This window comes from Bacillus sp. PS95 (assembly GCF_037963565.1).
Lineage (GTDB): Bacteria > Bacillota > Bacilli > Bacillales > Bacillaceae > Bacillus > Bacillus subtilis.
The window spans coordinates 2,064,368-2,082,694 of sequence record NZ_CP150160.1; the positions used below are offsets into that span (position 1 = coordinate 2,064,368).

An 18,327-nucleotide genomic window follows, 5' to 3' on the forward strand; every position below is an offset into this window, starting at 1 on the left:
GTCATAAAATCTAACAACTCTATAATCATTGTAGGTTTTCAAAACGATATAAACAATATATAATTTAGATCAAAAGAATCTCAAAATGAGATAGATGGATGTGAGACAAACATGGAGCTGCGCCAACTGCGTTATTTTATGGAGGTGGCTGAAAGAGAACACGTTTCAGAAGCCGCTGATCATTTGCATGTGGCCCAATCAGCAATCAGCAGACAAATTGCCAATCTTGAAGAAGAATTAAATGTGACCTTATTTGAGCGTGAAGGGAGAAATATCAAACTCACGCCAATCGGAAAAGAATTTTTGATTCATGTGAAAACGGCGATGAAAGCCATTGATTATGCGAAAGAGCAAATTGATGAGTATCTTGACCCGCATCGCGGAACGGTAAAGATCGGCTTTCCTACAAGCCTCGCCAGCCAGCTTTTGCCGACTGTCATTTCAGCGTTTAAAGAAGAATATCCGCACGTCGAATTTTTGCTGCGCCAAGGCTCCTATAAGTTTCTGATTGAAGCTGTCAGAAACCGCGATATTGATCTGGCCTTATTAGGGCCGGTGCCGACGAATTTCTCTGACATAACGGGAAAAATATTATTTACTGAAAAAATTTACGCGCTTGTTCCATTAAATCATCCGCTTGCTAAACAAAAAACGGTTCATTTAATCGATTTGCGCAACGACCAATTTGTATTGTTCCCGGAAGGATTTGTACTTAGAGAGATGGCAATCGATACTTGCAAACAAGCAGGCTTTGCTCCTCTCGTTTCCACGGAGGGTGAGGATTTGGATGCGATCAAAGGGTTAGTGTCCGCAGGAATGGGCGTTACCCTTCTGCCTGAAAGTACTTTTGCTGAAACAACACCTCGTTTTACTGTGAAAATTCCAATTGAGTTCCCTCAAGTAAAACGGACTGTCGGAATCATTAAACCGAAAAATAGAGAGCTTGCGCCTTCCGCGAATGATTTTTATGAGTTTGTCATTCAATTTTTCTCTAAGCTGGAGCAGTATCAATAAAAAAAATGAACCCGAGCTTCTATATAGAAGCTTCGGGTTTTTTTCTGCAAATTAATTTACAGGTAAAGAAAAATCCACATGGCAAACAAATGCTTCTTGATCAATTAGAGCTCTATTTGTCAGTTCCTTTTTCTTTTCCGGTTCTTGAAGCTGTACAGAAGAGTAATTGACGATTCCAAGGCCGATTTCCGTCCCTTTTGAATCCATCAGCCGAACAACTGAACCGCTTTTGAATTTCCCTTTAATCTTCTGTACACCGTCTAGGTATAAACTCGATTGTCCGTTTGTTATTTTTCGTGAACAATCATCTGATAAAATCATTTCACCTTCCGGACCGGAATTAAAAGCGATCCATTGCTCCTTTTGATTCAACGGAAGCGTTCCTTCTGCTTCAAAATAGGTGCCTTCCGCCTGTTCATGAACGGCGTGGTATAAAATATCGCCAGCATCTGCCTGACCTAGGAAACCTTTAATGCCAGACGCCATTACGATTTTAAACGCATCAAGCTTAGAGCGCATGCCGCCGGTGCCAACGATGCTTCCAGTGTCACCTGCGCATGCTTCGATGTCAGGTGTTATTTCACTCACCCGCTGTATCCTTTTCGCTTCTGGATTTGTGCGCGGATTGCCGTCATATAATCCGTCTATATCTGATAAAATCACAAGCATATCTGCATCAATCAATCCTGCGACTTTTGCTGCGAGCGTATCATTGTCGCCAAACTTGAGCCGATTGACGGTAACTGTGTCATTTTCGTTTATGATCGGGATGATGCCGCGCTCGAGCAGTACATTCATTGTATTCCTGACATTGTTGTATCGATATTCATCAGAAAAATCGCTTCTCGTAATTAAAATTTGGGATGCGACATAGCCGTGTGCCAAAAACAGCTTTGAATAAGCCTCCATTAGCAATCCCTGGCCGATTGAAGCTGATGCTTGTTTTTCTGGAAGCTTCTCGGGCCTTTGGATAAATCCGAGCTTCCGATATCCCGCCGCCACTGCGCCTGAGGAAACCAAAATCACTTCATAACCGGCGTCTTTGAGTTTGACGACCTGGTCGACCAACGCTTCTAATTTTCGAATGCTGATTTCTCCATGAAGGCTTGTTAATGAACTGCTTCCAATCTTCACAACGACTCTTTTCATGCTTGTATCAGGCGTCACTTTATCACTCCTGATAGCGGCGCTGCAGTTTTTTCGATATCTTCGCTGATTTCCTTTGAACGCTTAGCCGCATGCTTTATTGCTTGAGAAATCGCTTCTCCGCCGCCGCTCTTTTTCAAGGCTTGCAGCCCCGCTGCTGTCGTTCCGTTCGGTGACGTGATATTATCTCTTAAGATCTCAGGATGTTCTCCTGTTTCCATGAGCATTTTTGCGGCACCTAAAAGTGTCTGTGCACCGATGCTTCGAGATAACTGTTTATCGAGGCCCGCTTCCTCTCCTGTCTTTTCAATGAATTCCATTAAATAATAAAAATACGCGGGTCCGCTGCCTGCAATTCCGGTGAATATATCCATTTGATTTTCTTGGATTGTATAGACTTCGCCCATGCATCCGAGCAATGCTTCGGCCAGCTTCTTCAGGTCTTCCGACACATATTTGCCAAGGGCAATAGCTGTTGCAGAAGCGCCAATCATACTGGAAGTGTTGGGCATCACTCTGACAACCGGCTGTTCATTAAGCAATGATTGTTCAATAAAAGAGGTAGTTATGCCGGCAAGGACCGACAATATTAATTGATGGGGTTGAATACGTGATTTTAGTGATGACAGAGCGTTTTCGGCGTCTTTTGGCTTCATTGCCAAAATGAGCACATCCATGTCTTCAATACATAGTTGGTTCGGCAAGGCGCCTTTAATGCCATATTGAAGTTCAAGTTCAGTTAATCGCTCTGTATTGCTGCGGTTTGTAACGCAGATGTTTTGTTTCGGGATTTTGTTGGCTCGAACGATACCTGATATCATTCCTTCCGCCATAGATCCTGCTCCTATAAAGGCTACTTTCTTTTGATCAAAGATCGGTAACATCTCCTTTGTTCGCTTTTTTGTTCGCATTTTCACACGTTTAAAATGTTACCACGTGAGGAAATGATGTCAAGTTTGAAGGCCATTATTGATTTGTATTGTTTCTTTTCGACAAATATGTATAATGAAAAGCAGAAAACACCCGGTTCACACTGCTGCGCCGGGTGTTTGTTTCTATTAAAAATTATCTGAGAGAGCTTTTTCAATCAGTTTTTTACAGCGATCCAGCTCTACCTTCAGCTGTTTTTTATATAGCTTGGCAGCTTCGTAATCTTTAAATTGATAGAGGACGACTTCCTGGAGCTTAGCCCCTTCTTTTTTTACTTTAATTTGTTTTAGTATCCCGTCATCAAGAAGCTCATGCAAAGACCGGTATACTTCTGTATGATTTGGTTTAAAACCAATCTCTTTAAATTCAGACCGAAGTACTTCAAGCAGCTTTAACCCATAGAGTCTCTCTTGCTCTGTCATCGTTATCATATAAAGCTTCAAAAATGCACGCTGTTTCACTAAAAAGCCTGTTGAACTCCTTTTTTCTTCTTTCATCATATGCACTCCTTCTTCTGTCACTGACAACACTATGTACTAAATATTCAATTTTCTTTTATTGTTTTCCTTCTTTATATTAAATACTGATAGTCCAGTCATTTCATGTTTACTGATTATAGGTGTATCGGAAAAAATAAATTTCAACTGAACATTTGGTACATAGTTTTCTTAGTTCTATTATAGCCTGCATTTACTGCTATCTTCAATTTAAACGATTGCCAGGGTTTACATATCTCATTTTACCGGTACGGATTTCATTCAAATAAAAAAACCTGTCGAAAGACAGGTTTTCATTTTTAAGGATTTGTTGACCATAATCCCGCTGTTTTGATGAAAATACGAGGATCTAATTTCAATTGTGCCACCATGTACTCAGCAAGATCCTCAGGCTGCATAACTTTTTCAGGATTACCGTCTGTTAAGTTCAATTCGATAGACATATCACTAGCGACAGTGCTCGGCGTTAACGCGCTGACTCTGATATTATGTTTTCTCACTTCTTGCATAAGAGACTCTGTTAACCCGAGAACGGCAAATTTAGAAGCGCTGTAAGCACTTGTTGCAGCAGCTCCTCTTTGGCCCGCTGTAGATGAAATATTAATGATGTCTCCGGCTTTGCGTTCGATCATTTCCGGAAGCACCGCACGAGTGACATGGTACACACCCATTAGGTTGACTTGAATAATATTTTCCCACTCATCGGCTGACAGATCTAAGAAACCGCCAAATTTGCTGATGCCGGCGTTATTAATGAGGATATCGATATCACCAAGCTGTTCCTTCACTTGAGCTACAGCTTGGTTAACCTGATCGGCATCTTTTACATCTGCAGCAGCAAATGCAGCTTTTACACCAAGCGCTTTGACTTCTTCAGCCACTTTTTCTACATTAGCGGAAGTCCGGCCAATTAACCCGATATTCACGCCTTCTTTGGCAAGCGCCAGAGCAGTAGCTCGGCCAATTCCTCTGCCTCCGCCTGTGATTAGTGCAGTTTTATGTTGTAAACTTTGCAATTGAAGCACCCTTTCTTTGTTTACATATGTACGATATCACATTATAAGTACAATACATCCAATACGCAAATCAAACGAACTGTGTAAATATCATTTCTTCTGATTAAAAAAACGGATACAGGGTAATGACATAAGAAAAGGAGTGAACATATGATTATTGTTTATATCAGTCTTGCAGTATTAGCAGTTTCTATTATCTTCTTAGGAGTTACCGTGATTCAAAACAAGAAAAAAATGGACCCTGCACTAAAGGAGCTTTCCTCTGTTACGCAGGCTATGCAAAAACAAATCGAAGGATTAAAAACAGAAACAGAGCTGCTGACGCAAAAACAAAAGAAGCTTCAGCAGGATGTCCAAATGAAAAAATCCGCGTTTCAGCAGACCGCAGCTGAAGTGAAAGAAATTCCTAAAGCCGTTAAAGAGGTGTGGCAGGCTGGCCATTTAAATAGCAGGTCATGATGAATGATATCCCGTTGTTTCGATCAGAATGGACAATGGGATATCATTTTTTGAGGAGGCTTTCGCATGATTGTAAACCGCAGCTGCTTAAAGGAGTTCGAAGAAAAACTACATTCTCTTCCCTCTTCACTTACAAAGTCGGATTTACTTATTTCTCCATTTCATCTCCATCAAGAAAATGAACTTGACATCTACTATTCACCTCATAATGAATATATCAATCGGACTGCTACGATTGTGATTGCCGGGATCACGCCGGGTTTTTCCCAGATGAAAACAGCGTACGAAACAGCAGTCGAAAGTCTGCGGCAAGGCCGCACTCTTGAGCAAATGGCGGTAGATACAAAAATAGCAGCGGGTTTCTCCGGGTCGATGAGACATAACCTTATCACCATGCTGGATTTATGCGGGCTGCCGCAAGCTTTCGGCATTCACAGCGCCGCAAAGCTTTTTGGAGAATTACGGCATATGCTCCATACAACTTCCGTTATTAAATATCCTGTCTTTATCCAGCAAAAAAACTATACCGGATACAAACCGGCTATCACTCATTCTCCTATTCTAAGCACTTATGCTTTTGGGCACTTCCCTGCGGAGCTTAACCATGTGACGGGACCAGCTCTTCTCATTCCGTTAGGAAAAGCGGCCGAAACAGTATGTGAAACATTGATCAGACAGCACAGCCTCCAGAATTTGATTTGCCTTAACGGCTTTCCGCATCCATCAGGCGCGAACGGTCATCGTTTGAAACAATTCAGCAAAAACAAAGAGCAACTAGAAACACAAATTCGTTCCTTTGCTGCATTGGTTGATTTAGCTATAGAAAAGAGGAAATAAAAGGGATATGATAAACAAAAACACAAACGTGGGGAGTGGTTGAATGTTTCCTATATTAGAAACGGATCGGCTTATACTTAGGCAAATCACAGATCAGGACGCGGAAGCCATTTTTGCTTGTTTCTCAAACGATGAGGTGACACGCTATTATGGGCTTGAAAACATGGAATCTATAGAACAGGCCATTTCAATGATTCAAACGTTTGCTGCCCTCTATCAAGAAAAACGCGGTATACGGTGGGGAATTGAAAGACGGGACACTAAAGAACTGATCGGAACAATAGGCTTTCACGCTCTGTCCCAAAAGCATAGGCGCGCGGAAATCGGTTATGAAATCATCCCGGAGCATTGGCGAAACGGATTTGCATCAGAAGTCATTTCAAAGATCGTATCTTACGGATTTTCTGCCCTTGGACTGTCGCGTATTGGCGCAGTTGTATTTACCGATAATGAAGCATCAAATCGTCTGCTTCTAAAAATGGGGTTTCAAAAAGAAGGCGTTTTAAGACAGTACATGTATCAAAATGGGACTCCATATGATACAAATGTGTACTCTATTGTGAAACCAAGAGAATGACGGTATTCTCTTGGTCTGTGCCACATCCCTTTTCCTTTAAAAAGATAAAAAAACGCCCTCAAACAGGGCGCTTTCTACTTAAGATGCATATTGAGGAGATGTTTCCTCCTTAACTGCTTTTTCCTCAGGTATATGAATACATTTCGTCAAGACCGCGCTTGCAAGGTAAAGGGCCGCAAAGATCCAGACGACACCTTGCGCGCCGACGAGACCGATGAACAGCCAAGCGAGTGCGGGGCCGACAAACGCTGATAAACCTGCAGCTAAATTTAATACAGACATGGCTGCCCCTTTATCTTTTCCTGCCACCGTCGGCACTATTGCACCAATCGGCACATAGCCTGCCAGCAAACCGCCCCAAATAAAGCCGATCACGCTGACAACCGCTAAACTTCCGCCGGAGAAAACAGGTGCGTAGTATAATAAGACGGTGAAAATGCCGCAGCCGACTCCGCCGAACCAAATAACAGTATTTTTCCAGCCGAATTTATCGCCGACAATACCAAAGATAAGGTTAAACACAATGTTCCCCAGGAAAATCGTTCCCCAAATTTGCAGCCACACATTGGTTGAAATTCCATGCTGGGCCATGTGCATCGGCAAAAAGACTGGAAAACCATATGTACCAATGCTGTTGATGATTCTGATGATTCCGCCTGTAAGCACACGCGGATTTGTAAATAGAATCGTAACCCCTTTTAAAAGCTCCTCGGCTGTTTCTGATCTTTTTCTTTTCTTCTTTTCAAAACGGTCTTTATTGATAAACAATGCAAAAAATGCACCGAGACATACCCAGAAAATAGAGCTCCAAAGCGTATTCAAATAACCGAACGCTTTGATCGCGTAGCTTGAGTACCAAGCGCCGAACACAAACATGCCGAGGCAATATGCTATCCAAAACCAGCCGACAGCAGTGCTCAGTTTGCTTTGCGGTGTTCTGTAAATGACCCATGTCAAGAAAGAATAAGCAAAAAGCGGGTAACCTAACCCTTTTACGAAGTAAGTCACATACATCACTGGCAGGTTCAGCTGTTCAAATCCAAATACGATAAAAGCAGCTGTACCGATCACATAAAACAACAGCCCCATAAACATCGTCCGTTTTGCGCCAAATGCTTCGAGACATACACCCGAAAACCAGGAAGCTATGGCAAGCGCAATTCCGTATATACTAAAAATGGAAGCGGACTGCTGAACGGTGAGCCCGTTTTCGATCAAAAAAGGACTGAGCCAGCCTTGTTCAAGGCCATCTCCCATCATAAACAAAACAACCCCTAAAAATCCCCAGGCAAGCCGCTTCGGTATTCCTATTTTATCCAACATATCTGTCTCCTCCTTAGATGCTAATATACATTACCGTATTACCTTATTAAAGTTGAAAATTAAATGATTCCTCAAAACAGCAGAAATGCCGCCTTAAATTAATACTTTGCTTTCTGATCCTGAAAAAAAGCGCTGTGTTTGCTTCCATTCCTCATATAAAGCCAATTCTATCTGACAGTCCTTCGGTTCGATCACCCGGACATTTGCTGACATCTCCTCCGTTAATTGAAAGGTTTCATTGCAAATGACTGCAGCACCGACGACAGATGCCTGATGATATCCCTCTTGGACATAGACCTTTTTTTGAAGAAGATCCGCGATATATTGAGTGAGCGCTTTGCTTTGGAATCCCCCTCCGCACACCCAAACATAGTCACGTTCAAACGGAGTAACCTCTGTTAAAATGTCAAAGTTCCATTTGATTGAAAATGCGATCTCTTCTAGCGCTGCACGTACAAAATGTGCCCTCTTTAAATGTGCTGACAGCGGGGCATCAAAAAGAAAACCGCCTCTCGTTAACGCATTCTTTTCAGCCGATAAATAAGAGCCGAGAGCCGCTACACATGCATGGTCTTCTTTTGCAAGTGCAGAAATCTCCTCCTCCATTACTTCGTACGTTTCATTCGGATAAAAAATCTGTTTTAATTTTTGATAATTCAAGCCGGTAATTCCCGGATTCGTTTCCACAAGCCAATGCCCTTGATCCGTATGACAGTTCAGCCAGGCTTTATGTTTTGTGTCGCCATGATCCGCAGTAATTTTGGTTATTGGCGTTGTTGTCCCTGATACAATGACAATGTCCTCAAGTCCAGCTCCGGTGCTTTTGACAGCCAGCTGTGTATCCCCGCCCCCTGCTATAACCTTAGCATTTATTGAAAGGCCTAATTCGGATGCATATTCATTTGCTATCGTTCCAATTGCTGTTCCCGCTCTTACAAGAGGCGGAAGGATAGATGGAGAAAAGCCGAATATGTCGCACATCTCTTCTGACCAAGTGTTTTGCTTCACATCAAACAGCAGGGTTTCTGTTGCCTGTGATGGTTCATATGTTAATATTCCGCTCAGTTGGTACGTCACCCAATCACTAATGCTAGTAAAGCTTGCAGTCTTTTCCCATAAAGAGGGCTGGCGCTGTTTTAATCCATAAAGCTTGAGCGCAGAAAAAAGTGCGGTTGGCAGGCGGCCTGTGCGGCTGTATATCTCTTCCCGATCGGGAATGCTCGCCTCCCACTCTCGGCCGCGGTTGTCGATGTTCGGCAGCCCGAGAAAAGGATTGCCGTTTTGATCAATCAAAACAATCCCCTGTCTTTGGCTCGTTGATGTCAAACCAATGATGTCAATATCACACGAACGGGATAGCGCACGTTTTGCCAAATTCATCACCTGCTTCCACAGCACCTGAGGAGAAAAATAACGGCTGTCCGGGTAAAGCGTCTCTGTGGAATACTCGATGTCCTCCCGTTCAACTGTTAGAACACTGCCAGTTACACTCACGACCGCTACCCTCGCATTGCCTGTGCCAATATCAAAAACGAGATAGCCTTTTTGTTTTTTCATTCTCTTAGCCTCCTTTCTTATACCCCTGTTTTCAGTTCGTCCTTGTTATACATTGTCGGAATATTAAGAGTTTTTTCACCCTTCCACTTTTTGAGGGCTTTATTCAGTATCGTCACGTGATGATCCTCCACTTCAAATGTTGCTCCAGCGAGATGCGGTGTTGCCAGAACATTAGGCAATGAAATCAATTCATAATCTGATTCCTCTGGAGGTTCATGATAAAAAACGTCTAGTATCGCACCTCTGATTTTATGTTCTTTTAATACAGATAAAAGATCTTCACGGTTTACAACAACTGCTCTTGAAGTATTGACGAAAATCGCACTCTGTTTCATCAGATCAAAATACTTCCGATCAATAAGTCCAAGTGTTTCCTCAGTACGAGGCAGATGGACAGAAACGATATCACTGTCTGAAAACACCGTTTTAAGAGATACTTTTTCATACAGCGGATGATCGTCTTGAATGTATGGATCGTAATACTTTATTTTACAGTCAAACGCAGTCAGCAGTTTTGCAATCCTTTGACCAACCGCCCCGAACCCAATCATGCCAACCGTTTTTCCTGTTAATTCATTTCCTTTAAATTTGACATAAGCCTGCAGGTAATCACTGTTCCACTTTCCATCCTTCAGCCATTGATTCGAGACGCTGGTATGGCGCAGAAAGGAAATCACATTTCCAATAAACATTTCAGCAACGGCTTGTGCATTCCGCCCTGGTGTATAAAAAACAGGTATGCCTCTTTTTGAGGCAGCTGCCACATCCACATTTGAGGGCATTCCCCTGCAAACACCGACAAATGAAAGTTCGGGAACAGAAGCAAATACGCTGTCTGTTACCTGATCAAGCTCAGTAATCAAGCCTGTCGCATTTGTTGCTTTTAGCAGCTGAATGAGTTCATCTTCCCGATATGCCCGGCCTTGTTCCTTCCAAGATTGATAAGCAACTGAGCCAAACAAGTTTTCTAGCTCTTTTCGTCCTTCTTCGTTGTACGGTGCTGTAACCAAAACCGTCATGGTGCAAAACATCCTTTTCATCGTATTTTTCATAAAAAAAATCTCTTTCCGAAGATGGAAAGAGATTCATATATAGGCGCGCTCTGTTACAGGCAGACGCCGGTATAAACCTTGCTTTCCTATCTTTCAAGCTGACGCTTGCTGGAATTGGCACAATAATGTTGCCGAGGTTTCATAGGGCCAGTCCCTCCACCTCTCTGGATAGAAAATGTTGAGTATGTAATTTTCAGAATAAAGAATACGTTTATCATAAAGAAGTCTCAGATTGATGTCAATCTCTTTTTTCAGAATTGACGTTATGATCCGAAATGTTATAATTCTTACAAAATATCTAACTAGAGAGAGGAACTGGGCCATGAAATCTTTTGCCACACAACAAAACGGCATTTTCAAATCCGTTTGCTCGCTGGACTGCCCGGATCAGTGCGGATTGTTAATACATAAAAAAGACGAAAAAATCGTAAAAGTGCAAGGAGACCCTGATCATCCTGTCACAGCCGGAAACATATGCAACAAAGTCCGGAATATGACGGAGCGCATCTATGATGAAAAGCGGCTGACTACACCGCTCAAACGAACAGGTGCTAAAGGCCAAGCGATATTTGAACCGATTTCCTGGAAAGAGGCAATCGATACGATCACCTCCCGCTGGAAACAGCTGATTGATGAAGAGGGAGCTGAAAGCATACTTCCTTACAGCTTTTACGGAAATATGGGGAAATTGACAGCTGAAGGAATGGACCGCCGCTTTTTTTACCGCATGGGGTCAAGCCAGCTTGAACGGACGATTTGCAGCAAAGCGGGATCTGAAGGCTATAAATATACAATGGGCATAAGCGCGGGAATCGATCCTGAGGAAACCATTCATACAAAACTATTTATTTTTTGGGGAATCAACGCGGTCAGCACAAATATGCACCAAATTACGATCGCCCAAAAAGCGCGAAAACAAGGTGCCAAAATTGTCGTGATCGATGTGCATAAAAATCAAACAGGACGTCTCGCAGATTGGTTTATTCCGATAAAGCCGGGAACCGACAGTGCACTTGCTCTTGGCATCATGCACATTTTATTTAAAGAAAACCTTCATGATGAAGCATTTCTGTCTGAGTACACGGTTGGCTATGAAGAGCTCCGTGAACACGTGAAACAATATGATCCTAAAAAGGTATCGACGATCACCGGTGTCAGTACCGAAGATATTTACCGACTGGCAAAAATGTACGGGGAAACCTCCCCTTCTTTTATCAGAATCGGAAACGGACCCCAGCATCACGATAACGGCGGGATGATTGTCAGGACGATTGCCTGTCTTCCGGCGATCACCGGCCAATGGCTGCACACAGGGGGCGGCGCAATTAAGCATAACAGCGGAATTTTAGAATATAATACAAATGCCTTGCAGCGGCCCGACTTATTGAAAGGGCGCACCCCGAGGTCGTTTAATATGAATCAGCTTGGCAAGGTGCTTTTGGAAACAGACCCGCCGATTCGCTCTCTATTTATTTACGGAACGAACCCTGCCGTCGTCGCACCCGAAGCAAACAAAGTCAGACAGGGCTTGCTGCGGGAAGACTTGTTTACTGTGGTTCATGATTTGTTTTTAACGGAAACGGCTGCATATGCGGACATTGTACTGCCTGCAACATCCGCTTTTGAAAATACTGATTTTTACACCTCCTACTGGCACCATTACATTCAGCTTCAGCAGCCGGTGATTGAGAGATATGGGGAAAGCAAGTCTAACACTGAGGTGTTCCGATTACTGGCTGAAGCCATGGGATTCACAGACCAGGAGCTTAAAGATTCAGATGAAGTATTAATCCGCCAGGCGCTTGACCATCCAGATAATCCGCATTTGGCAGAGATTGATTACGATGCACTCACTAAGCATTCATTTATGAAAGCAAAACGCGAAAAGCCGCTGTTTCCGGGCGAACTTCCAACGCCAAGCGGAAAAATAGAATTATATTCAGAAAAAATGAAACAAGACGGCTTCCCGGCTTTACCGACATATACACCTCTTGTAACCGATAATGAACATCCGTTTATGTATGTTCCGGGGCCAAACCATAATTTCTTAAACTCAACATTTTCCAATAATGAAAAACACATCAAGCTTGAAAAGACGCCAAAGCTCTTTATCAACACAAAAGATGCTGAAGAACACGGAATCGTTGATGGGGCACCTGTACGAATTTGGAACAGCCGGGGAGAATGCGAGCTGACCGCTGCAGTTGGAGAACAAGTGCTGCCAGGTGTCGTTGTCAGCCAAGGATTATGGGCGGATGAACAAGGAAAAAAACAGCTTGTAAACGCGCTAACCCCAGACAGATTGTCCGATATGGGCGGCGGCGCCACCTTTTTTTCAGGACGCGTGCAGATTGAAAAAGCATAAACGAAAAAACCGCCCAGAACATGTTCTGGCGGTTTTTTTTTGGTTGATAATGAAACCCGGAGTATGCCAAGCCCGTATAACATAACATCGACATAATGGAGGCATGCATATGGACGTTTTTTTAGGAATCGGTATTGCTTTGGCTGGCTATTTTATCGGTGAAGGCTTAAAGCAGAGGAACCAAACCAAAGGTAATGAACAAAATGATATCTTGCTTATAAAAGAACGGGATATTTACTTTTACATCGGACTTTTTTTAGGAATAACAACGACTGAAGCAAAACAGTTAGCTGGAGACATGGCAGACCTGCCTTACATTGAAATAAACGGAAAAAAATATGTCCAGAAACATATGTTAAAAGATTGGACATTCACATTAGTTGAAAAACATCAGGGTGAATAAATAAATCTGAGGAGAGCGAGATTCATTGTCACGCTCTCCTCTGTTTAGCTGTATGGATTGACCGCCACCAAAACTTTGTTCTATAAGCGCTGATAAAACGATAAACCACCATCTATGTTCTTTCCTCAAACAGCTCGAGATGCCCGTTCCACAACAATAGTTTGTATATTCCATTGATGACGTGATGATCTTGATGAACGTATGTATCGTAAAACACTTAGAAAACCTATTCGGTTCGAATGTGTGCTCTCATTATGTCCCCATACTGCGCCTTTATCCGCGGAGGATTTTTTAAAAAAAATATGAAACCTAAAGCTTTTAGATTCACGCAGCAATGTTAGTGCAATACCCTTTATTTTTATTGACCTCCATATATCTCCGATTGGTAAAACTACGTTAGCCTGATTTGCTTGCCTTATACGCCGGAAGCTGTACGTTTATAAAGGATCAGAGAATCCCATAACCAGTAAATCACTGCAGCCGCAATACTTAACATATAATAAAAGTACGATTGCAATGTCCATGCTATTGACGCAGGTTCATTGATAACAAAAAACAGGAAAGCTGCGATAAAAGCAACCACACTGTAAATCAATAGGTACATGACATTGAATGTTCTCGCTTTTTTCTGCAACTTCATTTGGAGCGGAACAGCAAAAAGGCCATACACCACAAAACCGTATAATAAAGCAATTGCTCCCGTAAACAATGCAATTATCATATCGCCATACATAACGAAAGAATAAAACCCTAAAAACAAACCAAATGTAAGGCTGGATAGCCCTAATGTCATTAAATAATATGATGCGATTTTTTTCATTTTTTCACCCCCCTTGTTTGATTTATTCACAGTGCTGTTAGTATAAATTCACAACCTTTGTATTTCTTTTATCGAGATGTCTTCCCCAACGGGCTATACGCAATGCGCTAATAAAAGGTTTCAAAAATGACGTTCTTTTATTAGATAATACGCTGGCATGAAAACGCCTCTCCTGATTGGCGAAAGCGCGAATGAAAAAAGTGAATGAATACCTGATCAACAGACAAAATAAGAAGAGTTGATATTCAACACTTTTCGTAAAGGAGTGAAACCAATGAGTAAAAAGGGAATTCAAAATTCAAGTATTGAACAAATGAGAAATGACCATGAGACTGAAACAGCTTTTAAAGCAGATGATCCTAAAAAACATGGTTCTGATCCTAAAAGAACGAAATAAGTTCTTACCCCACTAAAATATCAATAATCTGGAGGAAGTAAAGTGACTCAAAAAAACGGTGCAGACAGACCTGATGATTATAAAAGATTTTCTTCATTAGACAAGGAATATGATTTTCAGCAATCTATAAGCAGCAATACTGAGACAGAAAGTGTAAACACTGAAACACAAACTCATAACAAAGAAAACAAAAATGACACAACAGATGTTGCCGGGAAATACTTTGAGCCCTCAGCTTATAAAGGAAGCACGCAATTAGAAAAAGGATTGGCTGAAACTCATGAACAGGTCAGCGATGACTATTTTGAAGGGACAATCGATCAAAATTTGGACTAGCCATACAAACGGAACTAACTTAAAAGAAGTCAGTTAACTCTGTTTTTAGAAACAACCACAGTAAAAGTAGCCAACCCCCACCGAATAAGATGGGGGTTGCACGTAAGTAGCCTGTTTAATATTTAAAACGATTAATGACGGTTTGAAGTTCTTCTGCCAACTGAGATAGAGATTCTGCGGCATAGGAGATTTCCCCCATTGAATGAAGCTGTTCCTGTGATGAATTTGCAACCGCTTCTGTATTTGCAGACGTTTCTTTTGTTCCAGCGGCCAATGTATGAACTGTGTGCTGAATCACTTCAACGCCTGATGTAAGCTGTTGAGTTGCCGCTGCGACTTCTTGTATTTGAGAAGTGACCTGTTCCACAAGGTTCAGTATTTCATTGAAATTTCCTGTTGCCTCATGAGAAAGAACAATACCTGAGCTCACATTTTCTTGAACAACCTTAATATTATTTACCGTTTCTATCGATTCATTTTGGATGGTCGCTACCACCGATTGGATGTGGTTTGCAGATTTATTTGTTTCATCCGCCAACTTCCGAACTTCTTCTGCCACCACAGCAAATCCTTTTCCTTGCTCTCCGGCTCTGGCCGCCTCGATCGCTGCATTTAGTGCCAACAAATTTGTCTGCTCTGAAATCGTCGTGATAAGCGAAGAGATATCGCTGATTTCTGCTGTGCTCGCTACCAATGTTTGCAATCCATTGCCGGCTGAATCTACAGATTTATCAATGAATTTCATCTGGTCTAACATCTTGTTGACGGACTTAGAGCCTATTTCAGCCTTGTCTCTCATCGAAGAAGAAAGATCCGCTATGTTCCCTGTATTTGAAGCGACTGATGATATACTGTCTAATAATTCAGTGATGGATTCTGCGCTCTTTTCTGTCATTGAGCTTTGCTTCACATTGCTGTCGGCAGCCATCTGCATGGCTCGTGAAATATGTTCAGATGTTGATTTCGATTCTTCCGCGCTTGCCGATAATTCTTCAGAGGAAGCGGCGACTTGTTCAGATGAGCTGCTGATCTGCTTCACAATTTGAGTTAATGAATGAGTAAAAGAATTAAAAGATTGGGCAAGCTGGCCAAATTCATCTTTATTTTTCACAATGACTTTTTTGGTTAAATCAGCGTCGCCGTGTGCAATTTCCTCCAGCTGCTTATTTATGCTTCTTAGGGGCACCATTATGGACTTTAACAGCATTATGCTTAAAACAACGCCTAATATAACTGATATCCCGGTGACAATGATGATGAGCCATTGACTCATTTTCCCATTGCCTCGTATTTCATCTTTTAGATCCTCCACCTCTTGATCCAGGTGATCAGACAGCTTATTGACAGCCGGATCTACGCCTTCTTTTCTTATTGTTCTTTCTTCTCCAAAATGGATGGTTTCTGCTTTTTTAGGATTTGAAGAGTAGGCTGTTACTACTTGCTGATTCAAAGCTCTATACTGAGTAAAACTTGTCTTAATGTCTTCAATATTGGATTGATACTTCTCTTCATCAATCAAGTCATTAACCCGGTCAAGGCTCTTTAAGACATCGTCTGCTTTTTCCTTCATACCCTCGTCGTATTCTTTGTCTCCGGTAATCAAGAAGCCTCTTTCATCATTTGATAACCCGGTCAATTCATATTGGATGTGTTTTATCTCTTTTTGGAATTCCATTTTGTCTTTAAGTTCTTCATTCTTTTTCACAGTAGAAGAAATCATAAATACTGAGGAGCCTCCAATTCCAATAATTGAAACAACTAATATTGATATAATCCCCAGCAATTTTGTTTTCACTTTCATGTGTCGTTTTCCCTTTCCGCACAATGTAATGGCTGAAATAAAATATGTTCAAGCGCGTTTGAATCCAATTCGCTTACGCTCATGTCCATAATATCGACACGTGTTATCAAGTTTTATAGTGATATTCTTATATGAATAAGCAAATTCTTTACGTCTCTGAACTTACAGAAAAACCTTAAGTAAAATTTGCAGTCTTTTGCGGTATGTAAGTCACTCTTATTCGTTTTTCTAAAAAAGGCTTTTCCCACCTCAAATTGGCTGAACCGGCTGTTTTCTCGAAAATATAATACAATACGCAGCATAATATGAAGGAGCGAAACTTAAATGGGGATCATCAATGGTAAAGAATTCATTGACCGATTGAATAAACTAGAAAACGAAATATGGTATGATGGCGAAAAAATAAAGGGTAACATTTCTGAGCATCCTGCATTTAAAGGAATAATCAAAACAAAAAGCTCACTTTATGAATTGCAAACAAAGGATGAGTTAATACATGAAATGACTTATTGCCTTCCTGGAGATCATAATCGAATCGGCCTTTCCTATCTCCAGCCTAAAACCAAAAATGATTTAAAAAAAAGAAGGAACATGATTGAACATTGGGCTAGACATACTCACGGAATGATGGGGAGAAGTCCGGATTACATGAATACGGTTATGATGAGCTTTGCTTCGTCAGCGGAGCTTCTCAAAGAAAAAGAGAATTGCTTTCCTGAACATATACTAGATATGTATGAACAAGCTGCTAAGCATGACCTTTCCTTTACCCATACATTCATTACTCCGCAAGTGAACCGGTCACAGTCCTATTTTGGGCTAAGTGAAAAACCGATATCTGCTAAAGTCATTGATAGAACCGAAAAAGGTTTAATGATTCATGGAGCACGACTGCTTGCAACACAAGGCGGGTTGACCGATGAAATCTTGGTTTTTTCAGCGCCTAAATTTTTCTTTGAAACAGATGAAGCTTATGCTTTTTCAATCCCTTCTAATACAAAAGGCGTAAAATTCATCACAAGAGAATCATTTGTATTAAGCGACTCTTCCTTTAATCATCCCTTAAGCTCAAGGTATGAAGAAATGGATTCAATTGTGGTTTTTGATCATGTGTTAGTGCCGTGGAATCGTGTGTTTTTTTACGATAATGCGGAAGCAGCTAAAGATTTTATGACAAAAAGCTCTTTTCATGCCTTTACCTTTCACCAGGTTGTCATTAGGCAAATGATAAAAATTGAATTTCTATTAGGTGTTGCACAGCTTCTTGTCGACACCATTAATGTTTCCGAATATCAGCACATCCAAGAAAAGCTCTCAGAAATCATTGTGGGATTGGAAACAATCAAAGCGCTCATTGACAAATCGGAAAATGATGCTCAGTTAGATGAATTCGGCTATATGCGCCCCTGTTTAATTCCTCTTCAAGTCATCAGTACAATCATTCCTAAGCTATATCCTCGATTTACTGAAATCATACAATTAATTGGAGCTAGCGGAATGGTGACACTGCCTACCGAAAATGCATTTGACTCAGAGATACGGGAAGATCTTGACCAATATCTTCAAGCAACCAATACAAATGCTGAAGAACGTGTGAAAATTTTCCGTTTGGCATGGGATTTAACAATGAGTTCATTCGGAACTAGACAAACTCACTACGAAAGATATTTTTTCGGAGATCCTATTCGGATTTCAAGCAGGCTGTATACCAGTTATCCAAAGCAGGAGCAGTTGAACATGATTAAAACATTTTTACATGCAGATGCAGAACAATGAAAAAACAGCGGGAAAAGATCC

Annotated in this window: 18 protein-coding genes, 1 pseudogene and 1 riboswitch; of the genes and pseudogenes, 9 read left to right on the forward strand and 10 right to left on the reverse strand. The window is 41.5% G+C overall.

What is annotated here, in order from left to right:
- Positions 1-111 precede the first annotated feature (111 nt).
- Positions 112-1,014 (forward strand): glutamate biosynthesis transcriptional regulator GltC, encoded by a 903-nt coding sequence (gene gltC / locus NSQ12_RS10315; RefSeq protein WP_004399246.1) that lies wholly within the window; start codon positions 112-114, stop codon positions 1,012-1,014.
- Between the two features lie 51 nt (positions 1,015-1,065).
- Here the strand turns inward: gltC and proB are convergent, their stop codons facing one another.
- From proB to NSQ12_RS10335, 4 genes are all read right to left on the reverse strand, one after another.
- Positions 1,066-2,181: a glutamate 5-kinase gene (gene proB / locus NSQ12_RS10320; protein WP_042975927.1), complete on the reverse strand. Its 1,116-nt coding sequence runs from the start codon at positions 2,179-2,181 to the stop codon at positions 1,066-1,068.
- Positions 2,178-3,071, reverse strand: coding sequence for a pyrroline-5-carboxylate reductase (gene proC / locus NSQ12_RS10325; protein ID WP_010886524.1), 894 nt, complete (start codon positions 3,069-3,071; stop codon positions 2,178-2,180). The genes proB and proC overlap by 4 nt, the downstream gene beginning before the upstream one ends.
- Before the next feature lie 147 nt (positions 3,072-3,218).
- Positions 3,219-3,587: a replication termination protein gene (rtp, locus tag NSQ12_RS10330; RefSeq protein ID WP_003220337.1), complete on the reverse strand. Its 369-nt coding sequence runs from the start codon at positions 3,585-3,587 to the stop codon at positions 3,219-3,221.
- A 299-nt stretch (positions 3,588-3,886) separates the two neighbouring features.
- Positions 3,887-4,603: a 3-ketoacyl-ACP reductase gene (locus tag NSQ12_RS10335; RefSeq protein ID WP_038429073.1), complete on the reverse strand. Its 717-nt coding sequence runs from the start codon at positions 4,601-4,603 to the stop codon at positions 3,887-3,889.
- A 150-nt stretch (positions 4,604-4,753) separates the two neighbouring features.
- Here NSQ12_RS10335 and NSQ12_RS10340 point away from each other — a divergent pair, with 150 nt between their 5' ends.
- The 3 genes from NSQ12_RS10340 (at position 4,754) to NSQ12_RS10350 (ending at position 6,476) form a co-directional block, all read left to right on the forward strand.
- A complete protein-coding gene (locus NSQ12_RS10340; RefSeq protein WP_339176624.1) occupies positions 4,754-5,062 on the forward strand; it encodes a DUF948 domain-containing protein in 309 nt (102 codons plus the stop codon).
- Between the two features lie 66 nt (positions 5,063-5,128).
- Positions 5,129-5,899 (forward strand): hypothetical protein, encoded by a 771-nt coding sequence (locus NSQ12_RS10345; RefSeq protein ID WP_339176626.1) that lies wholly within the window; start codon positions 5,129-5,131, stop codon positions 5,897-5,899.
- A gap of 43 nt (positions 5,900-5,942) precedes the next feature.
- The gene (locus tag NSQ12_RS10350; RefSeq protein WP_339176628.1) at positions 5,943-6,476 is read left to right on the forward strand and encodes a GNAT family protein; all 534 of its coding nucleotides are present in this window, start codon (positions 5,943-5,945) and stop codon (positions 6,474-6,476) included.
- A gap of 78 nt (positions 6,477-6,554) precedes the next feature.
- On the opposite strand, the gene NSQ12_RS10355 is transcribed toward NSQ12_RS10350, so the two are convergent.
- The 3 genes from NSQ12_RS10355 to NSQ12_RS10365 form a co-directional block, all read right to left on the reverse strand.
- Positions 6,555-7,799: an MFS transporter gene (locus NSQ12_RS10355; RefSeq protein ID WP_003231439.1), complete on the reverse strand. Its 1,245-nt coding sequence runs from the start codon at positions 7,797-7,799 to the stop codon at positions 6,555-6,557.
- A 93-nt stretch (positions 7,800-7,892) separates the two neighbouring features.
- Entirely contained in the window at positions 7,893-9,356 is a 1,464-nt protein-coding gene (locus NSQ12_RS10360; protein WP_256683469.1) for an FGGY-family carbohydrate kinase, read from the reverse strand.
- Positions 9,357-9,373: 17 nt separating this feature from the next.
- Positions 9,374-10,408, reverse strand: a complete 1,035-nt coding sequence (locus NSQ12_RS10365; protein WP_339176631.1) for a 2-hydroxyacid dehydrogenase — start codon at positions 10,406-10,408, stop codon at positions 9,374-9,376.
- 83 nt (positions 10,409-10,491) lie between these two features.
- Positions 10,492-10,583, reverse strand: a riboswitch (SAM riboswitch).
- A gap of 147 nt (positions 10,584-10,730) precedes the next feature.
- Between NSQ12_RS10365 and NSQ12_RS10370 the strand changes: the two genes are divergently transcribed.
- Positions 10,731-12,773, forward strand: a complete 2,043-nt coding sequence (locus tag NSQ12_RS10370) for a molybdopterin oxidoreductase family protein (protein WP_167408212.1) — start codon at positions 10,731-10,733, stop codon at positions 12,771-12,773.
- A gap of 109 nt (positions 12,774-12,882) precedes the next feature.
- Complete coding sequence (locus NSQ12_RS10375; RefSeq protein WP_085187581.1) at positions 12,883-13,176, forward strand: hypothetical protein; 294 nt, start codon at positions 12,883-12,885, stop codon at positions 13,174-13,176.
- A gap of 415 nt (positions 13,177-13,591) precedes the next feature.
- Here NSQ12_RS10375 and NSQ12_RS10380 read toward each other — a convergent pair whose 3' ends face one another.
- Together NSQ12_RS10380 and NSQ12_RS10385 are read right to left on the reverse strand one after the other, a co-directional pair.
- Positions 13,592-13,996: a UPF0715 family protein gene (locus NSQ12_RS10380; protein ID WP_339176633.1), complete on the reverse strand. Its 405-nt coding sequence runs from the start codon at positions 13,994-13,996 to the stop codon at positions 13,592-13,594.
- 88 nt (positions 13,997-14,084) lie between these two features.
- Positions 14,085-14,202: pseudogene (locus NSQ12_RS10385) on the reverse strand (hypothetical protein); the annotation flags it as partial.
- Between the two features lie 68 nt (positions 14,203-14,270).
- Between NSQ12_RS10385 and NSQ12_RS10390 the strand changes: the two are divergent.
- Positions 14,271-14,393 (forward strand): hypothetical protein, encoded by a 123-nt coding sequence (locus NSQ12_RS10390; protein WP_014477000.1) that lies wholly within the window; start codon positions 14,271-14,273, stop codon positions 14,391-14,393.
- Between the two features lie 42 nt (positions 14,394-14,435).
- On the forward strand, positions 14,436-14,729 hold the full coding sequence (locus NSQ12_RS10395) for a YozQ family protein (protein ID WP_212059604.1): 294 nt from the start codon (positions 14,436-14,438) through the stop codon (positions 14,727-14,729).
- 115 nt (positions 14,730-14,844) lie between these two features.
- On the opposite strand, the gene NSQ12_RS10400 is transcribed toward NSQ12_RS10395, so the two are convergent.
- Complete coding sequence (locus tag NSQ12_RS10400; RefSeq protein ID WP_038429081.1) at positions 14,845-16,530, reverse strand: methyl-accepting chemotaxis protein; 1,686 nt, start codon at positions 16,528-16,530, stop codon at positions 14,845-14,847.
- A gap of 324 nt (positions 16,531-16,854) precedes the next feature.
- Here NSQ12_RS10400 and hpaB point away from each other — a divergent pair, with 324 nt between their 5' ends.
- Positions 16,855-18,306 (forward strand): 4-hydroxyphenylacetate 3-monooxygenase, oxygenase component, encoded by a 1,452-nt coding sequence (gene hpaB, locus NSQ12_RS10405; protein WP_021481406.1) that lies wholly within the window; start codon positions 16,855-16,857, stop codon positions 18,304-18,306.
- Positions 18,307-18,327: the final 21 nt, after the last annotated feature.

Bases quoted from the DNA above. Each gene is read 5' to 3' on its own strand.
- gltC (WP_004399246.1), top strand. From the start codon at position 112: ATGGAGCTGCGCCAACTGCGTTATTTTATGGAGGTGGCTGAAAGAGAA.
- proC (WP_010886524.1), bottom strand. From the start codon at position 3,071: ATGCGAACAAAAAAGCGAACAAAGGAGATGTTACCGATCTTTGATCAA.
- rtp (WP_003220337.1), bottom strand. From the start codon at position 3,587: ATGAAAGAAGAAAAAAGGAGTTCAACAGGCTTTTTAGTGAAACAGCGT.
- NSQ12_RS10340 (WP_339176624.1), top strand. From the start codon at position 4,754: ATGATTATTGTTTATATCAGTCTTGCAGTATTAGCAGTTTCTATTATC.
- NSQ12_RS10345 (WP_339176626.1), top strand. From the start codon at position 5,129: ATGATTGTAAACCGCAGCTGCTTAAAGGAGTTCGAAGAAAAACTACAT.
- NSQ12_RS10350 (WP_339176628.1), top strand. From the start codon at position 5,943: ATGTTTCCTATATTAGAAACGGATCGGCTTATACTTAGGCAAATCACA.
- NSQ12_RS10355 (WP_003231439.1), bottom strand. From the start codon at position 7,799: ATGTTGGATAAAATAGGAATACCGAAGCGGCTTGCCTGGGGATTTTTA.
- NSQ12_RS10360 (WP_256683469.1), bottom strand. From the start codon at position 9,356: ATGAAAAAACAAAAAGGCTATCTCGTTTTTGATATTGGCACAGGCAAT.
- NSQ12_RS10365 (WP_339176631.1), bottom strand. From the start codon at position 10,408: ATGAAAAATACGATGAAAAGGATGTTTTGCACCATGACGGTTTTGGTT.
- NSQ12_RS10370 (WP_167408212.1), top strand. From the start codon at position 10,731: ATGAAATCTTTTGCCACACAACAAAACGGCATTTTCAAATCCGTTTGC.
- NSQ12_RS10375 (WP_085187581.1), top strand. From the start codon at position 12,883: ATGGACGTTTTTTTAGGAATCGGTATTGCTTTGGCTGGCTATTTTATC.
- NSQ12_RS10380 (WP_339176633.1), bottom strand. From the start codon at position 13,996: ATGAAAAAAATCGCATCATATTATTTAATGACATTAGGGCTATCCAGC.
- NSQ12_RS10390 (WP_014477000.1), top strand. From the start codon at position 14,271: ATGAGTAAAAAGGGAATTCAAAATTCAAGTATTGAACAAATGAGAAAT.
- NSQ12_RS10400 (WP_038429081.1), bottom strand. From the start codon at position 16,530: ATGAAAGTGAAAACAAAATTGCTGGGGATTATATCAATATTAGTTGTT.
- hpaB (WP_021481406.1), top strand. From the start codon at position 16,855: ATGGGGATCATCAATGGTAAAGAATTCATTGACCGATTGAATAAACTA.